The organism is Rhodohalobacter sulfatireducens (assembly GCF_022012475.1).
Classification (GTDB): Bacteria; Bacteroidota; Rhodothermia; order Balneolales; family Balneolaceae; genus Rhodohalobacter; species Rhodohalobacter sulfatireducens.
This window is the reverse complement of sequence record NZ_JAKLWS010000041.1, coordinates 1-19,321: the sequence shown is the minus strand read 5'-3', so window position 1 is coordinate 19,321 and position 19,321 is coordinate 1. Positions and strand designations below refer to the sequence as shown.

Genomic DNA, 19,321 nt, shown 5'->3' with positions numbered 1-19,321 from the left:
AATAGCAATAACATCTTTGCCAGATCTTAACTTCATACTGGTATGAAAAATACCATGTCTTGAGACTGGGACAAAACGTTGCTGAGACATGGTATTTTTCGTGCTCGCAAAACATCCATTGTTAACACAGCAATGTATGCTATATCAAAACTTCTTAGATATTTAAAAAAATACCATGTCTTCAGAAAAAGAATACTACCGCCAGCCGGCTCTGTCCATCACACGAATAGCTGCCGGATTGTTACTACCGTAAGCAGCAACATTAATTCCATCTGTGTCAAACTGACCAAATTCGTTGAGTACGTCCGGCAGTTCCATTTCATCTAAAACCGGAAATTCGTTATTGGCAATGGCGTAGTATTGCTGTGCTTCTTCTGTTGCCAGGTATTCGATAAATCGAATGGCGTTCTCCTCGTTTGGTGAGTTTGCAGCTACTCCTGCACCGCTAATATTCACATGGGCTCCCCCATATTCTGCAGGCGGGAAATACATCGCTACTTGCGCTGCTACTTCCTGGTCTTCAGGGGCATCAGATTGCATCAAACGAGCCAGGTAGTAGTGATTGACAATGGCTACATCACATAACCCTGCGGCAACCGCTCGAATCTGATCGGTGTCGCCACCCTGCGGTGAACGCGCAAAATTCTCAACAAAATTGTTTGCCCACTCTTCAGTCTCTTCCTCACCATGCCGTTCAATCAAAGAAGCAACCAGAGATTGATTGTAAATGTTGTTGGAAGATCGAATACAGATGCGTCCTCCCCATTCATCGTTGGCAAGCTCCCAATACCCTTCAAGTTCGCCGGTTTCAATAGCCTCTGTATTATAAACAATACCTCTCACGCGATTGGAAAGTCCAACCCAGTAACCTTCCGGATCCCGCATCTCACTGTCGATGGCTTCACTCAGATAATTGGATTCGAACGGCTGCAGTACACCCGCATCCTTGGCTCGCCAGAGTCGGCCTGCATCAACTGTAATTAAAACGTCGGCCGGGCTGTTCACCCCTTCATTATTAATTCGCTCGATGAGCTCATCGCTTGAGCCTTCAATCAAGTTTATTTCAATTCCTGTTTCTTCCGTAAAGCCATCGTAGAGTTGCTGATCTGTATCGTAATGCCTTGCAGAGTAAATATTTACGACCTCGCTTTCTGAGCACGAAATCATAAAAATAAGTCCCAAGAGAAGTACTAGAAGATTTTTGTTAGCCATTTTTATGCTTATCAAGTTAATTTGGATTAATTCTAAATAAGATAAGAGAACCATACCCGCTATTGCAAACTTGAATTGTATTCTGTTTTTAAATCAGATAGGACTCCAGGTAGCTGTATTTCGGTGTGAGTTTTCCGCGATGTACAATTACTGCACTTTTGATGGGGTCGGGCAACGACAGTTCTTCATAAGAAACTGAAAAATCGGCCACTGCCATAGTCATCAGGTAGGGTTTTAAAGCTTTACTGAAATGAATAGATGCCTCCTTCGGAAGTTCACTTGGTAATATATCGACAGCCATCACAGCAATTCCACTGCCTTCAAACCCCATCCGATAACTGTCATTAACAGGATCATAAACAAAAACCGGTTCTCCAATCGCCGTTGCCGTTTCGGTACATTCCACTGAGCCGTGAATATCACAGGTGATATCACCAATTACTTTTAAATTCAGCTCGCCGGACTCATTTTTCCTTAACAACCAATCTTTCGTAATCAATCTCGGGTAGTTCTCATCCCAGTAAATGCCATTTACAAACACGTTGATATTCGGCAAGTAATCCTCAATCGACGACTCATACTGTTCAGGATTGTTGATATAGTGCTGGAGATCAAAAGGTCGATCTTGTTTGGGTATCATATAATCATCCACTAATAAATTAACTTTAATGATATCCTGGTTTTGATCGAAATCTCCATTTTTTAAATCTTCTGCAGATATATACGGGCCGGGAAGCAGGTCTAAAATTTCCATCGCTCCCTTCGATACATTTCCATCTCCGCTAACAGCGATGATCAATGGTTTCATGAGATCAGGTAATCCGTTATCACTGATTTTTTTTGCTGCTTCACTGATACTTTTCCGGGCATCGTTCAAAGATTCATATCGGTAGGTCTGCTTCAGCCCCGCTAAAGGCGAGTGGACTCCAAGTTCTTTATAGCGCTGACCGGTCGCCCAAAGTGTATTGATCATCCCGGCAAGGCCTGCAAATCGGCCAAAAAAAATCAACCGTTGCCCATCCTGATCTTCAATCTTTTCATAATCGATTAGAGTAGCCCCGCTGTCGATAATATTCTTCAACATCTGCATATTGTAGGGCTGACCTTTTATGACGTGTGAAAAGAAAACATAGGCTTTGCCCTCCTGAAAGTAATCTTCCGGCATCTCCTTCACCCCAAAAATCAGATCAGAATCAGATAGATGATCTGCAATCATCGCACCCGATTCTTTGTATTCCTGATCAGAAAAAATACGTTTGCCGGAATGCTCCACAGATACTGAAACACCATTCTCTGTCAACTCAGCAACATGTTCGGGCATGATTGGAGTTCTGCGTTCGAATTTATATTTGTCCTCGTGCCTGATTCCAATACGATTCATAGTTATCAATTCTTTGTAATCTTATTCAAAAGGTCTGTCATTTCTCTTTCGTGTTCCATCTCCATTAGCCACTCGCCTACTTTTAATCTAAGTGCCATGGTGTACAATACAAATGTCAAAAGCGGGGTGAATTTCAATGCAAGCAAAAGCAGATTATCATTGGAAAGGAATAAAGGGATAAATGAAATTCCCATGACAATTATAAAGCCGTAAATCCATCCTCTTTTTCGATGCATATAGAGAACCAACAGCATATAAAGTGAAAAAGGAATAGCGATGGCAATCAAAACGGTCGTAAGCAAGGTTGCGAGGTTCATAGTAAATATGAAAAGAAAACTGAATGCCAGGATACCTACACCAATCTTGTTACTGTCCAGTAATTTATAGAGATAAGAAAGTGTTAAGTAGTCGCTAAATCTCATTCCTTTTAATGTGAATGTTCAGCAGTAACCACACGTCTCTGTTCCTCCGGGATATACTCCCCGATCATTTTCAGTAAAAATGTATGAGTATTGGAATTTCCTGTCACAATTCTCTCACCAAAAGCCCATCGGTCCTCCCCATCCCAATCAGTTATAACACCGCCGGCTTCTTTAATAATAAGGGCAGCGGCTGCAAGATCCCAGATATGAAGTGAATACTCGTAAAATCCGTCGAAACGACCACAGGCAACGCAACACAGATCATATGCAGCTGACCCCGGACGGCGAATCCCCTGTAACTCCTGCATCAGTTTGCGAAACAAGTTGAGATAGGGTTCAATCAATGAGAGATCATTATATGGAAAACCGGTACCCACAAATGCTTTTTTGTGTTCACTTTTGGTGGAAACCCGAATTGCTTCCCCATTCAGCCAGGCTCCTTCACCCGCAATAGCTGTAAACTCTTCGTCGCGTGTTACCTCAATCACTACACCCACCTTTGGTGCTTTCTTCTCCCACATGGCTACAGACACACAGTACATCGGGAAACCATGTGCAAAATTAGTTGTACCGTCAATAGGATCAATAATCCAGGTTCTCGAATCTTTTAATTGGTCCTCGGCCGTTGACTCCTCAGCCAGTATTTCATCCTCGGGAAAGTGTTCTTTGATCACTTTAATGATCGCTTTTTCCGTCGCGATATCGGCATCGGTGACCAGGTCATGAAATCCTTTTTGTTCAATATTGATCCCCTTCTCTTTGTACTTTTTGATGGTACGAACACCCTCTCTTGCGGCTTTCCTTGCGACTTCTAAATCTGAATTCATGTTTTTTTATATGATAGGTGAAAACTAAGCTGAAATATATCGTTGTTTCACCAATATCATCAAAAAGAATTGCAATTAACTGAAATCAAAATATGGCCCACCGTTCGAAAACAGTGAACCATAGAAGATCAAATACTTAATAAACTGTTAGAAGTGGTAGGAGAAACCCAATCCCAGGCGGCCGGTCGTTGCATTTTCATCCACCTCTACCGACACGGAACCGATCGATAGTTCATCGATGGTGATCCAGCTGTGTGTATACCCGAGATCAAAGGCAAGTTGACTGTTGATGAAATAGTAAACTCCGATTCCCAATCCAAAACCGGTACCACTAATCTCAGCTTCAAATCCGTCATCTTCAATAGTAGCAGCCATTCCCAATAACGATGCCCTTGCAAAAGGCCGAAAACTGCTGCCACTACTCCCCAGGCGACCTTCAGCACCCAAATCGAAATGAACTAAATTATAATCTTCACCATTATCCGGACTCATATTTGAGCCATCCAATGAGAGAAAGAGGCCAAAATTTCTATTGAAGTTATATCCCCCCTCTAAGCCAAGTCCGCCGCCGGTATCCGTTTCATCACCAAGTCCCGGGGCATCCAACTGAAAACTGGTCCCTACAAGTGAAGCTCCGATATAAAAACCCTTGTCAGCCGGATGTGCTTCTTCAATATCCTGCGAATGAACAAGATTGCAGCTTATAAAAAAACTTAATGCTAATAAAATTATAGACTTACTCATCTGATATAAATTAGGTTCAAAGATTTTCCCATAGTAATCTGATGGAATTAAATCTGCAAATAAATTTTCTGTGAAATTAATTAAATCAAAAAGCTGTAATTGTACTGCTGATATACTCAAATGGAACATCTTGGGTGAATTCTCCTCTAATTGATTGAATACAAAAGAGATATCATTTATGAAGAAATATTATCTGATTGCGGCACTATTTTTACTACTTATTTCCGGGTTTAAAACTATTCATGCCCAGGATGGCTTCTTTTCAAATGCCCAAACCTTCCGGGAAGGAACCTTCGCTGTCGGGATTCAACCAACAGCACTCACCGAGCAAAACGATTTTATGATGATCTTTCGGGCTGGTTATGGGCTCACACCACGGCTGACAGGTCACTTTAAATTGGGCGCTTTTGATGATGAGCTTTACGCAGGTGCACACCTTGAATACGGCCTTACTTCAGAACCATATTCCGTGCTGTCGGCAGCATTACTCGTCGGTGCCTACCAGTACGACGAACCGGGCCTTAAATTCGGATTAAATATCAGCCGTGATTTTGATCCCATCAGTTTTTATACGGGTCTGAATTATCAGCCAATGTTTATAACGGAAGATTTCACACTAAACTCTTTCTTATTACCCGTCGGATTAGATTATCACGTGGAAAATGCACCTGTGGACCTGATGCTGGAGGCGGATATTCCTCTTAATGACGATGCAGAATATCTTGAAGCAATTACCTTTGGTGCACGAATTTATGTGAATTGATTTCAGACTTCTTTGACCTGACTTTAAATATCATGAATTCTGATTTAGATTTTCGGGAAGAGTTTTTTCCTCCATCGTAAATGAGGATTTTGAACGTAGGAATCTCTCCTCGAGGTGAGTGCTCCGTCAGCCGACGGAGGGAGGGGTGTAGATATCCTGTTTGCTCCACATACTTTGTTTATTTCTTTGATCCCCTTTCAAGCTCACTTTTCATCTGGTATTCGAAGCTCTTATGGGTCTCGATCTCTGCCCCTTTCAAAAAATCGGGATCATCGAACAGGTCATCCGCCGCTGTTTTCTTGATCCGCGTAATCTCTTTCTGAAGTTTACTCAGCATCGCCCCTAATTTTTCTTTCTCTTCTGAGGAGGCCCGGCCAATTTTACGGGAGATCTCATCCTTTCTTCTCTCGCAATAGGACAGCCGGATAGGTTTCATGGTTGATTTGGCTGTTAAAATCGGGTTCCTGTCCTTGCGGTATTCGCTTCCCGTTCGTTTTGCAAATTTCTCGCTGATGGAGTGACGGTCCACCAAGATATCGCCCAATAACGACGGGTAGGGATTCTCCCGGTTCATATAGTGTTCAACACTGATCTCCTCTTCATTAAGGTGCCGTTCCATGATATCACTGAAAAACGTGCGGACTTGCTGATCCTCAAAATGATCTTCCCCAATATTATGCCCTACAAACCGACGCATATTTTCGCCGAATTGAAGCAGCAGACGAATCATCTCTAACTCATATTGAGGGCGTTTCCTGTTTCGAATCTGTTTTTCGCCAGATGACTGATTCTGATACTCATCCTGCACCGGCACGGATAGTTCCGTAGTCCGTTGCCTTGAAAAGTCTTCTCTCCGTTTCTGAAAGCGCTGTTGCTTCTTTCGCTCCTTGAGAATCTTATCCAACTGCTGGAACAGTTCGCGGTCCGATCCCTTTCGATACTTCTGTGTTTTTTGATGGAGGTGCTGTACATACAACTGCCGATCTAATTCTTCAGGAATTCGTGCGATGCTGTCTAAAATCTGTTTGATGACGGATGAGCGATCTCCAGGACTTTCCATCTTCCCGGCGTTCTCGGCTTTATGAATCGTGAAGGTGATGAAATCTTCCGCATGCTCTTTCTTAAAATCGTTGAACGATTCTTTCCCGTACTGCTTCACAAATGAATCGGGATCTTCGCCCTCGGGAAGCTCCATAAGATTTACTTCCATCCCCTGTTCCAGCGCAATATTCATTCCGCGTTCCATCGCACTTTGTCCGGCGGTGTCGGCATCATAAATCATGACGATTCGTTTGCCGTAGCGTTGCAAAATCTTGATTTGTCCGGCCGTGAGGGAGGTCCCGCTTGAGGCGACCACATTTTTAATCTCCTTCTGATGCATCGTAATCACATCGGTATATCCCTCAACCAGGATCACCTCCTCCTCTTTGCGAATCTCATTCTTCGAAAAATTGACACCATACACAACCTCACTCTTGTTATATACAATGGTCTGGGAGGAGTTGATATACTTCGCCGTCTTCTTATTCTCATTCAAAATCCGACCGGCAAAGGCAATCAGCTTTCCGGAGGGATTGAAGATCGGGAACATCAAACGATCCCTGAATGAATCAAAATAACCGTCATTCCGATTGCTGGGTTTGATCAGGTCCGCTTCCAGCAGATATTCCTCTTCAATTCCCTCTTTTTGAGCTTCTTTTAAAAGTGCTGATCCGCTGGGGGAATATCCCAATCCAAAATTTTTCCAGATCTTTACAGGATAACCACGGCTGTCCAGGTAGGATCGGGCTTTTTCCGCTTCAGGAGATTCCAGCAGCTGACGATGATAAAACAGTCCTGCAAACTTTAGTGCATGCAGAACACCTTCCCGTTTTTTGGTTTCCTCGCTGTCCTCTTCGGTGTGATCCTCGGGGATATCAATTCCGTATCGTTCGGCAAGGGTTCGGAGCGATTCCGGAAATCCAATGCCCTCCATCTCCATCACAAAGTTGAAGACATCACCGCTTTCACCGCATCCAAAACATTTATAGATACCCAGGCGAGGCGTCACATGAAACGATGGCGTGTTCTCATCATGAAACGGACAAAGTCCCACAAATCCGCTGCCCGATTTCTTGAGCTTCACATAATCGCCGACCACATCCACGATGTCCGCCGCCGCGCGAATTTCCTCTTTTTTGTCGTCTGAAATCATACGTTGATGATAGCGAAAATTGGAGCGTCGAGAAAGCTCTATTCAAACATAGAATCTCTTCATATCAGAATTTTTTTTCAAATCAAACCGAGAAAATGGAGACATCGGCTATTTATAGCTAATTCCAGACATACCATGCTTTCGTCCCAACTCTCCCCCTGAAGAGTGAGGTTCTGGATTGGGGAAAATTCTCCCACTCTCCCCGACTCCCCTTCACCTCTTTCCCCAAACCGCAATCCTCATTCCACACTGAAGAGGCAGGCGAAAAAGTAAGTTCAGTGAAGACGAGACCCACTATTCCTGTGGAAGTATGAATGGCGTTTTTGAAGCTTTAAACTATTCGGCCTTGAAGGAAAAACGGAAATCAGGGGAATTGGGGAGGCATGAAGTGCAACCTTCGATACCGGTGATGATTTTCAATTTAACTCTGAGCGCAATGGACTATTCGAAGGTTGCCATGCTGAGCCAAGACCCGCCGTTTTTTCTTCACTGCCGAGAGGTTTTGCTTACTTTTGACGGTTCAAAAGTAAGAGGACACCAAGAGCAGCCGAGGATTCAGATCTAAAGCCGACCTATATAAGACATTGTATTTTTTCGAGACTGAAATAAGTACAGGTTGATTTCAAGACATCGTGCCAATGACCATTTTAATATATGGCGCTAAAAATACAATGTCTCTCTTCGATTGACGTCACCAACCCTTTGGCAATGATTCCCAATGATGGTATATTCAGACCGAATCAATAAAACCTGAAAAATAAACGAAATAAACCTGTTTCATGAGTGTATTAGTTGGTAATGAAACCCGCTTGATTGTACAAGGCTTTACCGGAAGCGAAGGAACGTTCCATGCCGGTCAGATGATTGAATACGGAACAAATGTAGTTGGCGGCGTAACGCCCGGAAAAGGTGGACAAACCCACCTTGAGAAGCCCGTTTTTAACACAGTAGCAGAAGCTATAAAACAAGAGGAAGCCAATACATCGGTCATATTTGTACCACCTCCATTCGCAGGTGATGCTATTATCGAATCCGCGCTTGCGGGAATTAAAGTGATTATCTGTATTACCGAGGGCATTCCGGTTCAGGATATGGTGAAAGCGAAGCAGGTTTGCAAGAATCACGGAGCCACATTAGTTGGACCAAACTGTCCGGGAGTGATTACCCCCGGTGAGGCAAAAGTTGGCATTATGCCCGGCATGATTTTCACGCCCGGAAATGTTGGGTTGATCTCCCGTTCCGGAACCCTGACTTATGAGGCGGTTGACCAGTTAACCAAAGCGGGGCTCGGACAAAGTACTGCGATCGGAATTGGTGGTGACCCCGTGATCGGAACGAACCACACCGATGCCGTAAAACTGTTCCAGGACGACCCCGACACCTCAGCGATTGTGCTCATTGGTGAGATTGGCGGATCTGCCGAGGAAGAAGCTGCTGCTTACATTAAGGACCATGTTGACAAACCGGTTGTAGCCTTTATTGCCGGAAGTACCGCTCCTCCCGGGCGACGAATGGGCCATGCAGGCGCCATCATCTCCGGCGGAAAAGGTACAGCCGCAGATAAGAAACAAGCATTAAAAGATGCCGGCGTAACCGTAGCCGAAAGCCCTGCCGAAATTGGCGTTACATTGAAGAAACTATTGGGATAAAGCTCAATTTTGCCAGATTTTCATAAGCCATCCAAATTCATTTTTGGATGGCTTTTTTTATTTTAGTTAATACTACGATTAGGGGTACAAGAAGGGGATTTTTTACATTTCATGACTCATAAACAAAAATATCTTGAAATCAATAGAAGGGTTACGAGGGATAAACTGCTTTTACACATGTCTCCCTTACCAGATTTAAAGCTCTTAGAGCCTAGATCTGAAAATAAATTATACGCCACAGATAACATCTGTAAAGCAATATTGGTTGTACTTCAAAAATATAATCTGCCCTCCTATTCTGCCAGATTGCAATCGTATCACTTTATGAATAGAAATGTAGTTGGGTGTTCAGTATCAAGGGAATATTTACCAACATTAAAAAAGCTCCAATTAACTGCCTATTTTTATAATAAAAGTAGCTTTACACCTCTCCAAAAATTTTCTTCAAATCTGACAAAAAATTCATTTGGGTTGATTAAAACAAAAGGGCATGAATATGTGTCCTACAATGCCATAAAACCACTTGATAACATACAATTCACAATTGAAGAGTTATTTGAATATTCTGTTCATGGAATGAATGATTCCAACTTTGTAATCACTCTAAAAATATTGACTAATTATCTGAAATATCGGTTGCACAGATTTATTGGCTCACCGGCTATTCAACGGTAAATCTCTGTTTTGAATGAATGACAAAAGCATCCAAGCTTGTCCCCGGATAAAATCATTTGCCAAGGAAAGTAATTCACTCGTTTTCTGAAAAAATGAACTGTCAATTCTCAAGCAGATTACTTTAAAGACCATTATTTTACAAGATAAAAGTTTATTAAAGGGAGATCCTTGTGATGAGAAAGGTGTTGTTCTTAATTCTACTTTCTGCTGTTTCGACAACCATTTATGGCCAATCAGCTATCGAAAAAATTCGTGCCTTAAACCTTCATTCAATAGAAGGGCCTATCAAAACATATTACTCGGAAGGCTTTAAGGATCGGGCTGAAGATAATTTCAACCTGTTGAGTAAATCTATTGAGTTCTTTGAAAATCAGTTTGATCTTCAGCAGTCATTTTCAATTGCAATTATTGATTCTGTTGACTGGAAAAAAATTTCTTCTATTCCCTACGGATTGCCCTTTGTCTCCGGCCCGCCCTATGTAGTTTGCATTCCCGCTCAATCCAACAATGAACTCTCCAATATTGTTGCTTCGTCAACGAACGGTTATGAACTGGAGGATCAATATGAAATGTCGAATGAAGAGATCGTGAACCTTTTCGTTTCATTGATTGGATTCCATGAATTGGGACACATCTATGCCAATGCTTATGGTGCCGGTTTCCCGAATAAGTGGACCTTTGAATTTGCGGCTACATATTTTGCTTATTTTTATCTTGACCAACATTATCCGAAAAAACGTGATCTCTGGGTTGATGTATCAAGAATCCTGGTCAATGAGCTATCTCCCAGGTTTACTTCCCTTACCGATTTTGAAGAGATGTATGTAAGAGTAGGTATAGAAAATTACGCCTGGTACCAGGTCGTATTCTTAATGCGTGTAAAAGAGTTGTATGAGAGTAAGGGGAAAACGTTCATTGAAGACTTTAAAAATCATACATGGAGTTCAACCTCAAGTTCAGAATATATCCATGAAATGGAAGAGATCGGTTCAGGATTTAACAGTTGGGCACAGAGATTTCACTTACGATAAATCTGTTTTTAAGGGATTGTATTAACAACAGCTTTATTAAGGAAGCTGACCAATGAATTTCCTTCTTATGGCGAGTTCACAACGAAGACAATAACCCACTCCCATACCGTAAAACTTTTCCAGGACGATCTCCACACCGAAGCGATTGTGCCGATAGATGAGATTGAGATTACACTGAAAGAGTTGATTTAATAAACTCCTGACTCGATTCAAATGTATTTCAATAGCCACCCAGGTTCTGTTTGGGTGGCCTTTTTGTTTGTGAAATCTTTCTCAAAATAACTTTTAAAATTTATTCGATCATATTATGCAAAATTCGTGCATACTGAAATTTTCATAACATTGGAGAAACTGACCTTAACTTGGTTTTTTTAAAGTGTTTAAAATATTATGAGTCAAAGTTCAGCGGATTGAGGAATCTGCTCAATCATATGTTAGTTTGCACTGTACATCAGAATTATTCTGAAACCTAAATTTCTTTTTCTTTTGTTATATTGAATATAATCTCAGAATTCGACGTATAGTGGCAACTGTAGATATTTTGGATCTCAAAACAAAAGTTGAAGAGATCATCGAATCAAACCAATAATCAGATCGGCCATTAACAAGCAGTTCGTGCGTACTCGTTTTGGCCAAGAGTTTTGGAACATTCATAGGCTCGCCGCATAGCCGTAAGACCGTTAGACCTAATCTTTCAATCTCAGACAATTAAATGGGAAAGGATACATCAGATCAATCAATCATCTTAGAGATTTTTGATTCTCACGTACATTTCTGGGATCCCGTATCTACTCCTCGGGAGGTATCGCCACTCGTAAAGCTGTTTGGATTTCAACCAAGTCTGCTGCATTGGGTAGCAAAAAAAGTATTCCCAGCTAACGCCCTGGATTTTTTTGCATCCCCTGAATACCTATTTAAACCCCATCTTCCATCAGACATGCAGTTTGAAGAGCAGTCATTTTTCATCAAAGGAGTTGTACACGTCGAAGCCGGATGGAAAGGCAAAGGCAAGTTTGCATGTGTAGACGAAACCAAGTGGCTGACTAATCTTCATTTCTCAGGTGGAGAACCTATATCGGCGATAGTGGCACATGCAGATCTATCTCTTGGAACAAGCATTCGGGAAGTGCTGGTACGCCATAAGGAGGCAAACAAACGCGTATGCGGCATACGCGATATGCTATCCTGGCATCCGAACCCAAAAGTGTTGAATGGGTGTGATCGACCGAACCTCTCCAGAGATACTGATTGGCGTAAAGGATTTGAAACTTTGAGTGAATTCGGACTCCATTTTGAGGTGACGGTTTATGACCACCAGTTACCAGAGATAACAGAGCTCGCTACTCAGTACCCCGATCAGAAGATCATTTTGTGCCACCTCGGAACTCCCGTAGGTGGTGCAGGTCCATATGCGGGTTTGGGAACCACAGAGCGAGATCGTACGTATATCTTTAAAAAATGGCAGGACGAAATAAACAAACTCGCTGAATGCCAAAATGTATTCCTAAAGCTTTCGGGTTTGGCGATGCCGGTTGTCGGGTTTGGGTATGAAAAAAGATTTGAAACACCCAAGATTGAAGAAATTGTTGAAGGTTTTGAACCCTTTCTGAAAGCTGGAATTGATGCTTTTGGAAATAACAGGTGTATGTTTGGGTCTAACTTTCCTATCGATAAAGTATCGATACCCTATGACCTGCTTGTAAAATCATACCAGTCAATATTTGAAGGTCATGGCATTGAAAATACGGATGCAATTTTCCATACCACTGCCGAGAGTTTATATGGCCTCGCGCTCTAAGGGTTTGCCTAAACGCTGGGCAATTAGGAACTATCATTTTCCTTGCAATAATCCCACGCCGCTTCTAGTTTCATATCGAAACCATAACGAAACTAAGTTGTAATGCCTAGTATTACAGTTAAAAACATTCCCGTAGAAATTTACGATCTGGTCCGTGAGCAAGCCAAAGCCCACCATCGCAGTATCAACAGTGAAATTATTGCCTGTTTAGAGCAAACTGTTAAGCCTCAACAGGTTTCTACTGACCATATTTTAAAAGAAGCACGACAATTGCGAAATAAAGCAAAAGGGAATCTGTATTCTGAAGAAATTGAATCCGCAATAAATCAAGGTCGTCCATGATTGTTGTTGATACTAATATTATCGCTCATTTTTGGCTTCCAGCAGATTCAACAGAGCTTTGTGACGAGCTCTATCAAAAAGATCCTCAATGAGTGGCCCCTATTCTTTGGCGAACTGAATTCCAAAACGTTGTAACGCTATACTTAAGAAAAGAGCTGATTGATTTAGCAGAAGCTTTGTTGATTATGGAAAAGACTGAACTTCAAATGAAAAACCAGCAGTTTCTGGTGAACTCAGTACAAGTTTTGCATCATGGAAGCCAATCGACTTGTTCATCTTACGATTGTGAATTCGTAAGCTTAGCCAAGGACCTCGATCTTGAATTAATTACTATGAATAAACACCTTCTGCGGGAGTTTCCAGAATTAACCAAACATCCAAATAAATTAATTGAATCGTAAATTTTTGGCCAAGTACCTAACCGCACATTAACACGGACAGGCCTCGTCCTTGCCTTGCCTCCCTTTCATTTATTAGTTAATCTTTCATTTCAAAACTAATTCGACATTCAAGCGCTTGCAGCTTATGCGCAATGTCGTTTACCAATAATTTTTCAAGGAATTAGCTATGTCAAATTATGTAAGAAAAAAAGGGACTCGTGAATCTAAAGAGGTCACCGCCGGCAAGGGAACGACCATGCAGGTTTTAATCAGTTCTGAGGAAGCACCAAATTTTGCCTGTAGAAAGTTTGTAATGGCTCCTCATGGAGGAATGCCAAAACACACAAATCTTGTAGAACATGAACAATATATTCTCCAAGGCTCTGCCACAGTAGAGATAGGCGATGATGAGTACGAAGTTTCTGAGGGTGATTCTGTTTACATTCCGGCCAGAGTTCCGCACTCATATAAAGCCGGAAAAGATGGTTTTGAGTTTATTTGCGTTGTACCAAACAAAGAAGATAAAATTGAAATCGTGGAATAGATATTTAAGCGTTTCTGGAATTGAACTCTTCAACAATAATTATTTAACAAACACCAATTTTATTCGGAGTTTTGTCAGAGCAAAGAAAGAGGTGTTAAAGGGAAAAACCCGAGAAAAAATTAGTGATTTTGATATGCGGTATGCGATTTCTGGTTTTTTAAAACGCTACAAGAAATGACAATTTGGTAGTGAAATGGAATGACTTTTATTTATAAAGCTTCTTCAACATATAAATCATTTTTCCTTTGCCAGCATCAAAATGTATATTTTTTATTTGATATTTATTTAGAATATTAATTTTAGAATCTTAATGGCTTCACTTAGAATTAGAGTCTCACTACTCTTCTTTATTTTTATTTTTTCGAGCACAATAGCTTTTGCTCAGGAAAAAGTTTCGAGTACAAACACTTTTACCCAGGGAAAAACAATTTTTGATGATCTTCCTGCCCATATGTCCGTACTTCTGGAATGGGGGCAAAGGCCTGAATGGTCTAATGACGGTGAATGGATCTATTTCCTCCCAAGAGCATTTTCAAATGTATTTCGTGTCCAGGTAGAAACAGGAAAAGTTGAACCGGTCACAACGCACTACTTTCATGAAGGTTATCTTCGTGTAATGGCTCTTTCAAACGGAGATTTACTACTTGCTGGCCCTGATGAATTTAACGCTGATGATCCGTGGGCATCCCGTCATAAATTGCGTCTCTCTATACTCCAAAAACCATTTGACGAACCACCCGTTCTACTTGATGCTTACTGTGATGAAGGGCCGGCTGTATCCAGAAACGATAACCGGATCGCCTGGACACTACCGGGACAACGAGAGATCAAAATTGCCGAAATTATATACCGCGACGGAACCCCTTCACTGGTAAATGAACAAATGCTTCTCTCGTTTGACAAAAGGAACTATCCCATAACAGATCGTTTGGAAACACAGGATTTCCATCCGAATACAAACGAACTAATATTTACCTATTATTACGGTACCGAAGAAGAACCTTTTTATTTTGCAAATCCCTATTCCATTGATATCAAATCGGGTGAATTATCAGGTATTTTAACTACAAAAAACTCGTATAACGAAGCCGAAGGTGTAGCACCCGATGGTTCTTTTTTACTCGTTGAGAGCGACCTTCATGCTGAACCCAAAAAATGGCTGGTGGATACCTATCTTCTTCCTCTGCAGGATGATGGAGAAATGGAACGCCTTTGTGACTGGACAAATTATCCCGGTTATAAATGCGATAATCCAGTGGTGAGCCCTGACGGAAAGAAAATCGCTCTCCAAAGAGGTTTTACAGATGGCACCGGCCAGGGAAGCGGGATTGTTTTGTTTGATCTGGAAGAGTACCGTAAACTAAAAAAATGATTGTGAAACTGAATCTCCGTTCAATAAAGTAGAGTATGAGCTTTTCAGTTTGATATGCCACTGCTTATTTTCCCTTCTCTCCCCTTGTAGGTTAAATATTATCCGTTAATTTGAGTAAGTAATCACTACACAGTTTAATCGCAAAGCCGTTATCTTTGATCGCTTAGTACCACTCCTGAAGTAAATACAAGTACAAAATGGAACCGTTTAATTTGTGGAAACTGCTGGCCGGACTGGGAATATTCCTTTTCGGCGTTTTCCTGATGGAAGACTCCATCAAAGCGCTTGCGGGAAAAGCTTTTCGAACACTGATTCGCCGGTATACCGAGACACGGATCTCCTCCATCCTATCCGGCGCTCTAAGCACCGCTATTTTACAAAGCAGTTCGGCTGTCAACCTGATGGTATTGGCGTTTGTGGGTGCGGGGATCATGAGTTTGCAGAGTGCGGTTGGTGTCATCCTCGGTGCAAATATTGGCACTACGTTCACCGCCTGGATCGTGGCCTTTTTCGGTTTTAAAATCAGTATTGAAAGTTTTGCACTCCCCCTCATTGCCGTTGGCGGACTGGGTATGGTCATCTTCTCAAATTCATCGCGATATTTGAACGTGAGCAAACTTCTTATCGGGTTTGGCCTTCTCTTCCACGGACTGGATTACATGAAGACCAGCGTCGATCAAATCACCCAATTTTTTGATATCACAATGCTGGCCGGATATGGGTTATTGGTTTTCCTGTTGACCGGTTTTTTACTAACGGCTATCATGCAATCGAGCTCGGCAACCATCGCATTGATTCTCTCCGGAATCTACAGCGGCTTAATGGGATTTGAAGCAGGAGCCGCCATGGTTATCGGGGCAAATGTGGGGACAACAGTTACCATCATACTCGGTGCCCTGGGTGGTATCCCTATAAAAAAGAGAGTCGCCGCCGGTCACCTGGTTTTCAATGTTGTTACCGGGTCCATCGTATTTTTGTTATTGCCTATATTGGCCTGGCTCATTCAAAGCGGATTAGGCTGGGAGGAGAACACCGTTTTGGGAATCGCCTTATTTCACACATTGTTTAATTTAGTCGGCATCCTGCTTTTTCTGCCGTTCATTTCCGGGTTAACCGATAAACTGAATACCCTTTTCAAGGAACCGGATCAGATTCTTACTCACATTATCCATAATACATCTCCGGAGGTTGCTGATGCGGCATTGGAAGCTTTCAAAAAAGAGATTTTACATCAGTATGTGGAGTCCAGGCGCTTCCTGGTTGGGTTATTCAAATTATCAATTCCCCTGAAACTTTCTTTTACCCGGGAAACGCACTTACAATCTTTTTTTAGTGGTTCTGCGGATGACGTTTACGGGTACCTGAAGGAGTTACACGGAAATATTTTTGAATACTATTCAATGATCGATGCCAAAGAGCTCGACGAAACCGAAACTCAGAAATTAGATCAGTACCTGAGGGCCAGCAGAAATATTATGAATGCCTCTCAGAACCTAAAGAAAGTGCGTGCTGATCTTGAAGAGTTTGAGTTTTCAAGTAATACATTTTTAAATGAACAGTTTCCCGCCTATCAACGACGATTGGAGGAACTTTTTAGTGATCTCGATGAAATTGTAAAGGAAAACGAAGTAGATCCCGATGCTTTCAATCACGCCCTTGAACATGTCAATGCCAACGACGTGAAGTGTATCAGTGAAAGTTCACAGGCTATAAAAAACCATCAATTAAAAGATCTTGAAGCTACCTCGCTGGTCATGGCAAACCGAATGTTTACACAATCCTGCCGGATGTTTGTATTCAGTATCAAGGGATTGTTGACGAGTCATCATACCGGACAGGAATAAATTGAGAACTCAGGTATTCTTAAGTAACCCGGAACAGTTGATTACTGCAAAACAATAAAATTCAGCGATTTTAATTCTTCTCTTAACTTTATCTATTTGTGAACCTTTTGTTTGATCTGATTACTACTCTTAACCTTTTAACAAACTTAAACAGCAATTTTTTTGCTATACAAACAGGCGAAGAGTATTCTATTGCTGACTTTATACAAAACTTCAAACCTACATTACAGCCATTACGGTCGTTCATATCATTGATATCAAACCAATAAATTGTGATCTCTAAAAAGTCTTTACCACTTCTCGTTTTCTCACTCCTTCTGTTTATATCGTGTTCAACTCCCCAAGAACAAGAAACGGTATTCACGTTAAAAGGGAAGCTTCATAATGCCGACCAAGAAACAATCCGCCTCTTCCAGGCCAGAGGGCTCAATGCCAATGAATTTGATAGGGTGGATACGATCCCCGTAAATACAGATAGTACATTTTCAGCCTCCTACAGCCTTGAACCGCATTTTTACCAGTTGAGAATCAACGACTCCCTGGACGTACCGATTGTTGCGGATTCGAGTCAGAATATCGTGATCAATTTTTCCCAAAATGGTGAGTACGACGTTTCAGGATCACCGGATACGGATTTGTTTGAAGAGTATGAAGCCTATCGAACGGGTATTTTGGAAGAGCTCGTCTACCCGATCCGGAGACAGTTAGAAGATCTGCGGGATCAAAACAACCCGGATGACGCCCGGGATATTGAAGAGCTTGGTGCCCGGGTCTTACAAGCGGAAGCCACCTATCGCGATACGCTGATCCATGCGGTGCGGGATATGGGAACATCAATTGCTATCTACCCTACCATGGTCCGCTGGAACGGCGATAAGCATATGGACTACTATGAAGAGCTGGCAGCTGATTTCACTAAAGAACACGAAGGGCTTGAAGTCGCAGAACTTTTATCGGAGAAAGTCAGGATTCTGAAACAGGTCTCCATTGGCGGGCAGGTATCTGAGATTACGGCTCCTAATCCGGATGGTGAGGACCAGTCGCTCTATAATCATCTCGGCGAATTTACACTCATCGATTTCTTTGGCAGCTGGTGCGCACCCTGCAGGGCAGAAAGTGAACATCTAAACAGGATGTATAGCCAGTACAGCGACGAAGGCTTTGAAATCTTTGGTTTTGGCGTAGAGTTCGACCGGCAAAGCTGGCTTCGCGCACTGGACCAGGATAACAGAATCTGGACAAACGTCTCAACGGTCAGCGGCTATGAAGGTGACATTACGAAAGAATATGCCATCACCTCCCTGCCTAAAAACTTCCTCGTGGATGAGGATGGTATCATCATCGCCAAAGATATTCATGGTGAGGAGTTGGAAGAGAAGTTAGCTGAGTTGTTTTCAGAAATCTGAAAACTGTTTAAAGTTCAAGGTTAACCAAATTTAGAATTAAACATTGAACATTAAACCGTGCTTTTCTTCTTCACGAAAAACGCCACAACCGCTGATGTAACAATTCCCATAATCAATCCGCCAATTGCACTTTGCATCATGTAGTTATTCAGGGAGAAATATCCTTCAGCTTCTTCTCTTGTCATCTGTCCTTCGCTTACAGAATATTCAATAATATTAGAGAAATACTCCGGTGAGATGATGGTGTGTGTCAGATATTGGGCAAGCGGACTCAAAATCACTACAACCAACGTAATGATAAGACCGGAAGCAAATCCCTGTCCCCAGGTCATAATTCCACCAAGGTCATTCTTTCTTTTATCAAGAAGAGCAAAAACATAGATAATAATCGCCGGTATTGCGAAAAGGTTCGTCATGGTAGAATGCTGAGCGATATTCTCACCGTGCCATCCCATCATCCGTTCGAATACCATCCACAAAAGAGCGACAATTGTGAAAATCAGTCCCCATTTAATCTCCGTTGTATACTTTTTCATAAGTCAATCTCCAGTTGGTGAGAGTTGAACTAAAAATGTAGTATAGACAGAGCTAAAATCCTAGAAAAAAGCCATAAGTAGATGCTAGACAGTAGATAGAGTCCCATAACCAGTAACCAGTAACCAGTAACCAGTAACCAGTAACCAGTAACCAGTAACCAGTAACCAGTAACCAGTAACCAGTAACCAGTAACCAGTAAC

At 42.0% G+C, this 19,321-nt stretch carries 18 protein-coding genes; 11 read left to right on the top strand and 7 right to left on the bottom strand.

What is annotated here, in order from left to right:
• Nucleotides 1–195 precede the first annotated feature (195 nt).
• From L6773_RS19205 to L6773_RS19185, 5 genes are all read right to left on the bottom strand, one after another.
• The gene (locus L6773_RS19205; protein ID WP_237856193.1) at nt 196–1,212 is read right to left on the bottom strand and encodes a Fe(3+) ABC transporter substrate-binding protein; all 1,017 of its coding nucleotides are present in this window, start codon (nt 1,210–1,212) and stop codon (nt 196–198) included.
• 88 nt (nt 1,213–1,300) lie between these two features.
• Nucleotides 1,301–2,593: a bifunctional lysine ketoglutarate reductase /saccharopine dehydrogenase family protein gene (locus tag L6773_RS19200; protein WP_237856192.1), complete on the bottom strand. Its 1,293-nt coding sequence runs from the start codon at nt 2,591–2,593 to the stop codon at nt 1,301–1,303.
• 5 nt (nt 2,594–2,598) lie between these two features.
• Nucleotides 2,599–3,015: a hypothetical protein gene (locus tag L6773_RS19195; protein WP_237856191.1), complete on the bottom strand. Its 417-nt coding sequence runs from the start codon at nt 3,013–3,015 to the stop codon at nt 2,599–2,601.
• A 5-nt stretch (nt 3,016–3,020) separates the two neighbouring features.
• Nucleotides 3,021–3,842 carry an inositol monophosphatase family protein gene (locus L6773_RS19190; RefSeq protein WP_237856190.1) on the bottom strand — a complete coding sequence of 274 codons (822 nt, stop codon included), beginning with the start codon at nt 3,840–3,842 and terminating at the stop codon, nt 3,021–3,023.
• Between the two features lie 147 nt (nt 3,843–3,989).
• The gene (locus L6773_RS19185; protein WP_237856189.1) at nt 3,990–4,586 is read right to left on the bottom strand and encodes a porin family protein; all 597 of its coding nucleotides are present in this window, start codon (nt 4,584–4,586) and stop codon (nt 3,990–3,992) included.
• Nucleotides 4,587–4,764: 178 nt separating this feature from the next.
• Here L6773_RS19185 and L6773_RS19180 point away from each other — a divergent pair, with 178 nt between their 5' ends.
• Nucleotides 4,765–5,349 (top strand): hypothetical protein, encoded by a 585-nt coding sequence (locus L6773_RS19180; RefSeq protein WP_237856188.1) that lies wholly within the window; start codon nt 4,765–4,767, stop codon nt 5,347–5,349.
• A gap of 178 nt (nt 5,350–5,527) precedes the next feature.
• On the opposite strand, the gene dnaG is transcribed toward L6773_RS19180, so the two are convergent.
• Nucleotides 5,528–7,543, bottom strand: coding sequence for a DNA primase (gene dnaG, locus L6773_RS19175; RefSeq protein WP_237856186.1), 2,016 nt, complete (start codon nt 7,541–7,543; stop codon nt 5,528–5,530).
• Between the two features lie 779 nt (nt 7,544–8,322).
• On the opposite strand from dnaG, the gene sucD reads away from it, so the two are divergent.
• From sucD to L6773_RS19125, 10 genes are all read left to right on the top strand, one after another.
• The gene (gene sucD / locus L6773_RS19170) at nt 8,323–9,192 is read left to right on the top strand and encodes a succinate--CoA ligase subunit alpha (protein ID WP_237856185.1); all 870 of its coding nucleotides are present in this window, start codon (nt 8,323–8,325) and stop codon (nt 9,190–9,192) included.
• Nucleotides 9,193–9,516: 324 nt separating this feature from the next.
• Complete coding sequence (locus L6773_RS19165) at nt 9,517–9,867, top strand: hypothetical protein (RefSeq protein WP_237856184.1); 351 nt, start codon at nt 9,517–9,519, stop codon at nt 9,865–9,867.
• Between the two features lie 173 nt (nt 9,868–10,040).
• Nucleotides 10,041–10,898, top strand: a complete 858-nt coding sequence (locus tag L6773_RS19160) for a hypothetical protein (protein WP_237856183.1) — start codon at nt 10,041–10,043, stop codon at nt 10,896–10,898.
• Nucleotides 10,899–11,610: 712 nt separating this feature from the next.
• The gene (locus L6773_RS19155; protein ID WP_237856182.1) at nt 11,611–12,696 is read left to right on the top strand and encodes an amidohydrolase family protein; all 1,086 of its coding nucleotides are present in this window, start codon (nt 11,611–11,613) and stop codon (nt 12,694–12,696) included.
• A gap of 102 nt (nt 12,697–12,798) precedes the next feature.
• On the top strand, nt 12,799–13,038 hold the full coding sequence (locus L6773_RS19150) for a FitA-like ribbon-helix-helix domain-containing protein (RefSeq protein WP_237856181.1): 240 nt from the start codon (nt 12,799–12,801) through the stop codon (nt 13,036–13,038).
• A 92-nt stretch (nt 13,039–13,130) separates the two neighbouring features.
• On the top strand, nt 13,131–13,439 hold the full coding sequence (locus L6773_RS19145; RefSeq protein ID WP_237856176.1) for a type II toxin-antitoxin system VapC family toxin: 309 nt from the start codon (nt 13,131–13,133) through the stop codon (nt 13,437–13,439).
• 166 nt (nt 13,440–13,605) lie between these two features.
• Complete coding sequence (locus tag L6773_RS19140; RefSeq protein WP_237856174.1) at nt 13,606–13,962, top strand: cupin domain-containing protein; 357 nt, start codon at nt 13,606–13,608, stop codon at nt 13,960–13,962.
• Between the two features lie 310 nt (nt 13,963–14,272).
• Nucleotides 14,273–15,334, top strand: coding sequence for a TolB-like translocation protein (locus L6773_RS19135; protein ID WP_237856173.1), 1,062 nt, complete (start codon nt 14,273–14,275; stop codon nt 15,332–15,334).
• 197 nt (nt 15,335–15,531) lie between these two features.
• On the top strand, nt 15,532–17,178 hold the full coding sequence (locus L6773_RS19130; protein WP_237856172.1) for a Na/Pi cotransporter family protein: 1,647 nt from the start codon (nt 15,532–15,534) through the stop codon (nt 17,176–17,178).
• A gap of 272 nt (nt 17,179–17,450) precedes the next feature.
• Nucleotides 17,451–18,584: a TlpA family protein disulfide reductase gene (locus tag L6773_RS19125; protein WP_237856171.1), complete on the top strand. Its 1,134-nt coding sequence runs from the start codon at nt 17,451–17,453 to the stop codon at nt 18,582–18,584.
• Between the two features lie 50 nt (nt 18,585–18,634).
• Here the strand turns inward: L6773_RS19125 and L6773_RS19120 are convergent, their stop codons facing one another.
• Nucleotides 18,635–19,120 carry a DUF4199 domain-containing protein gene (locus tag L6773_RS19120; RefSeq protein ID WP_237856170.1) on the bottom strand — a complete coding sequence of 162 codons (486 nt, stop codon included), beginning with the start codon at nt 19,118–19,120 and terminating at the stop codon, nt 18,635–18,637.
• Nucleotides 19,121–19,321 lie beyond the last annotated feature (201 nt).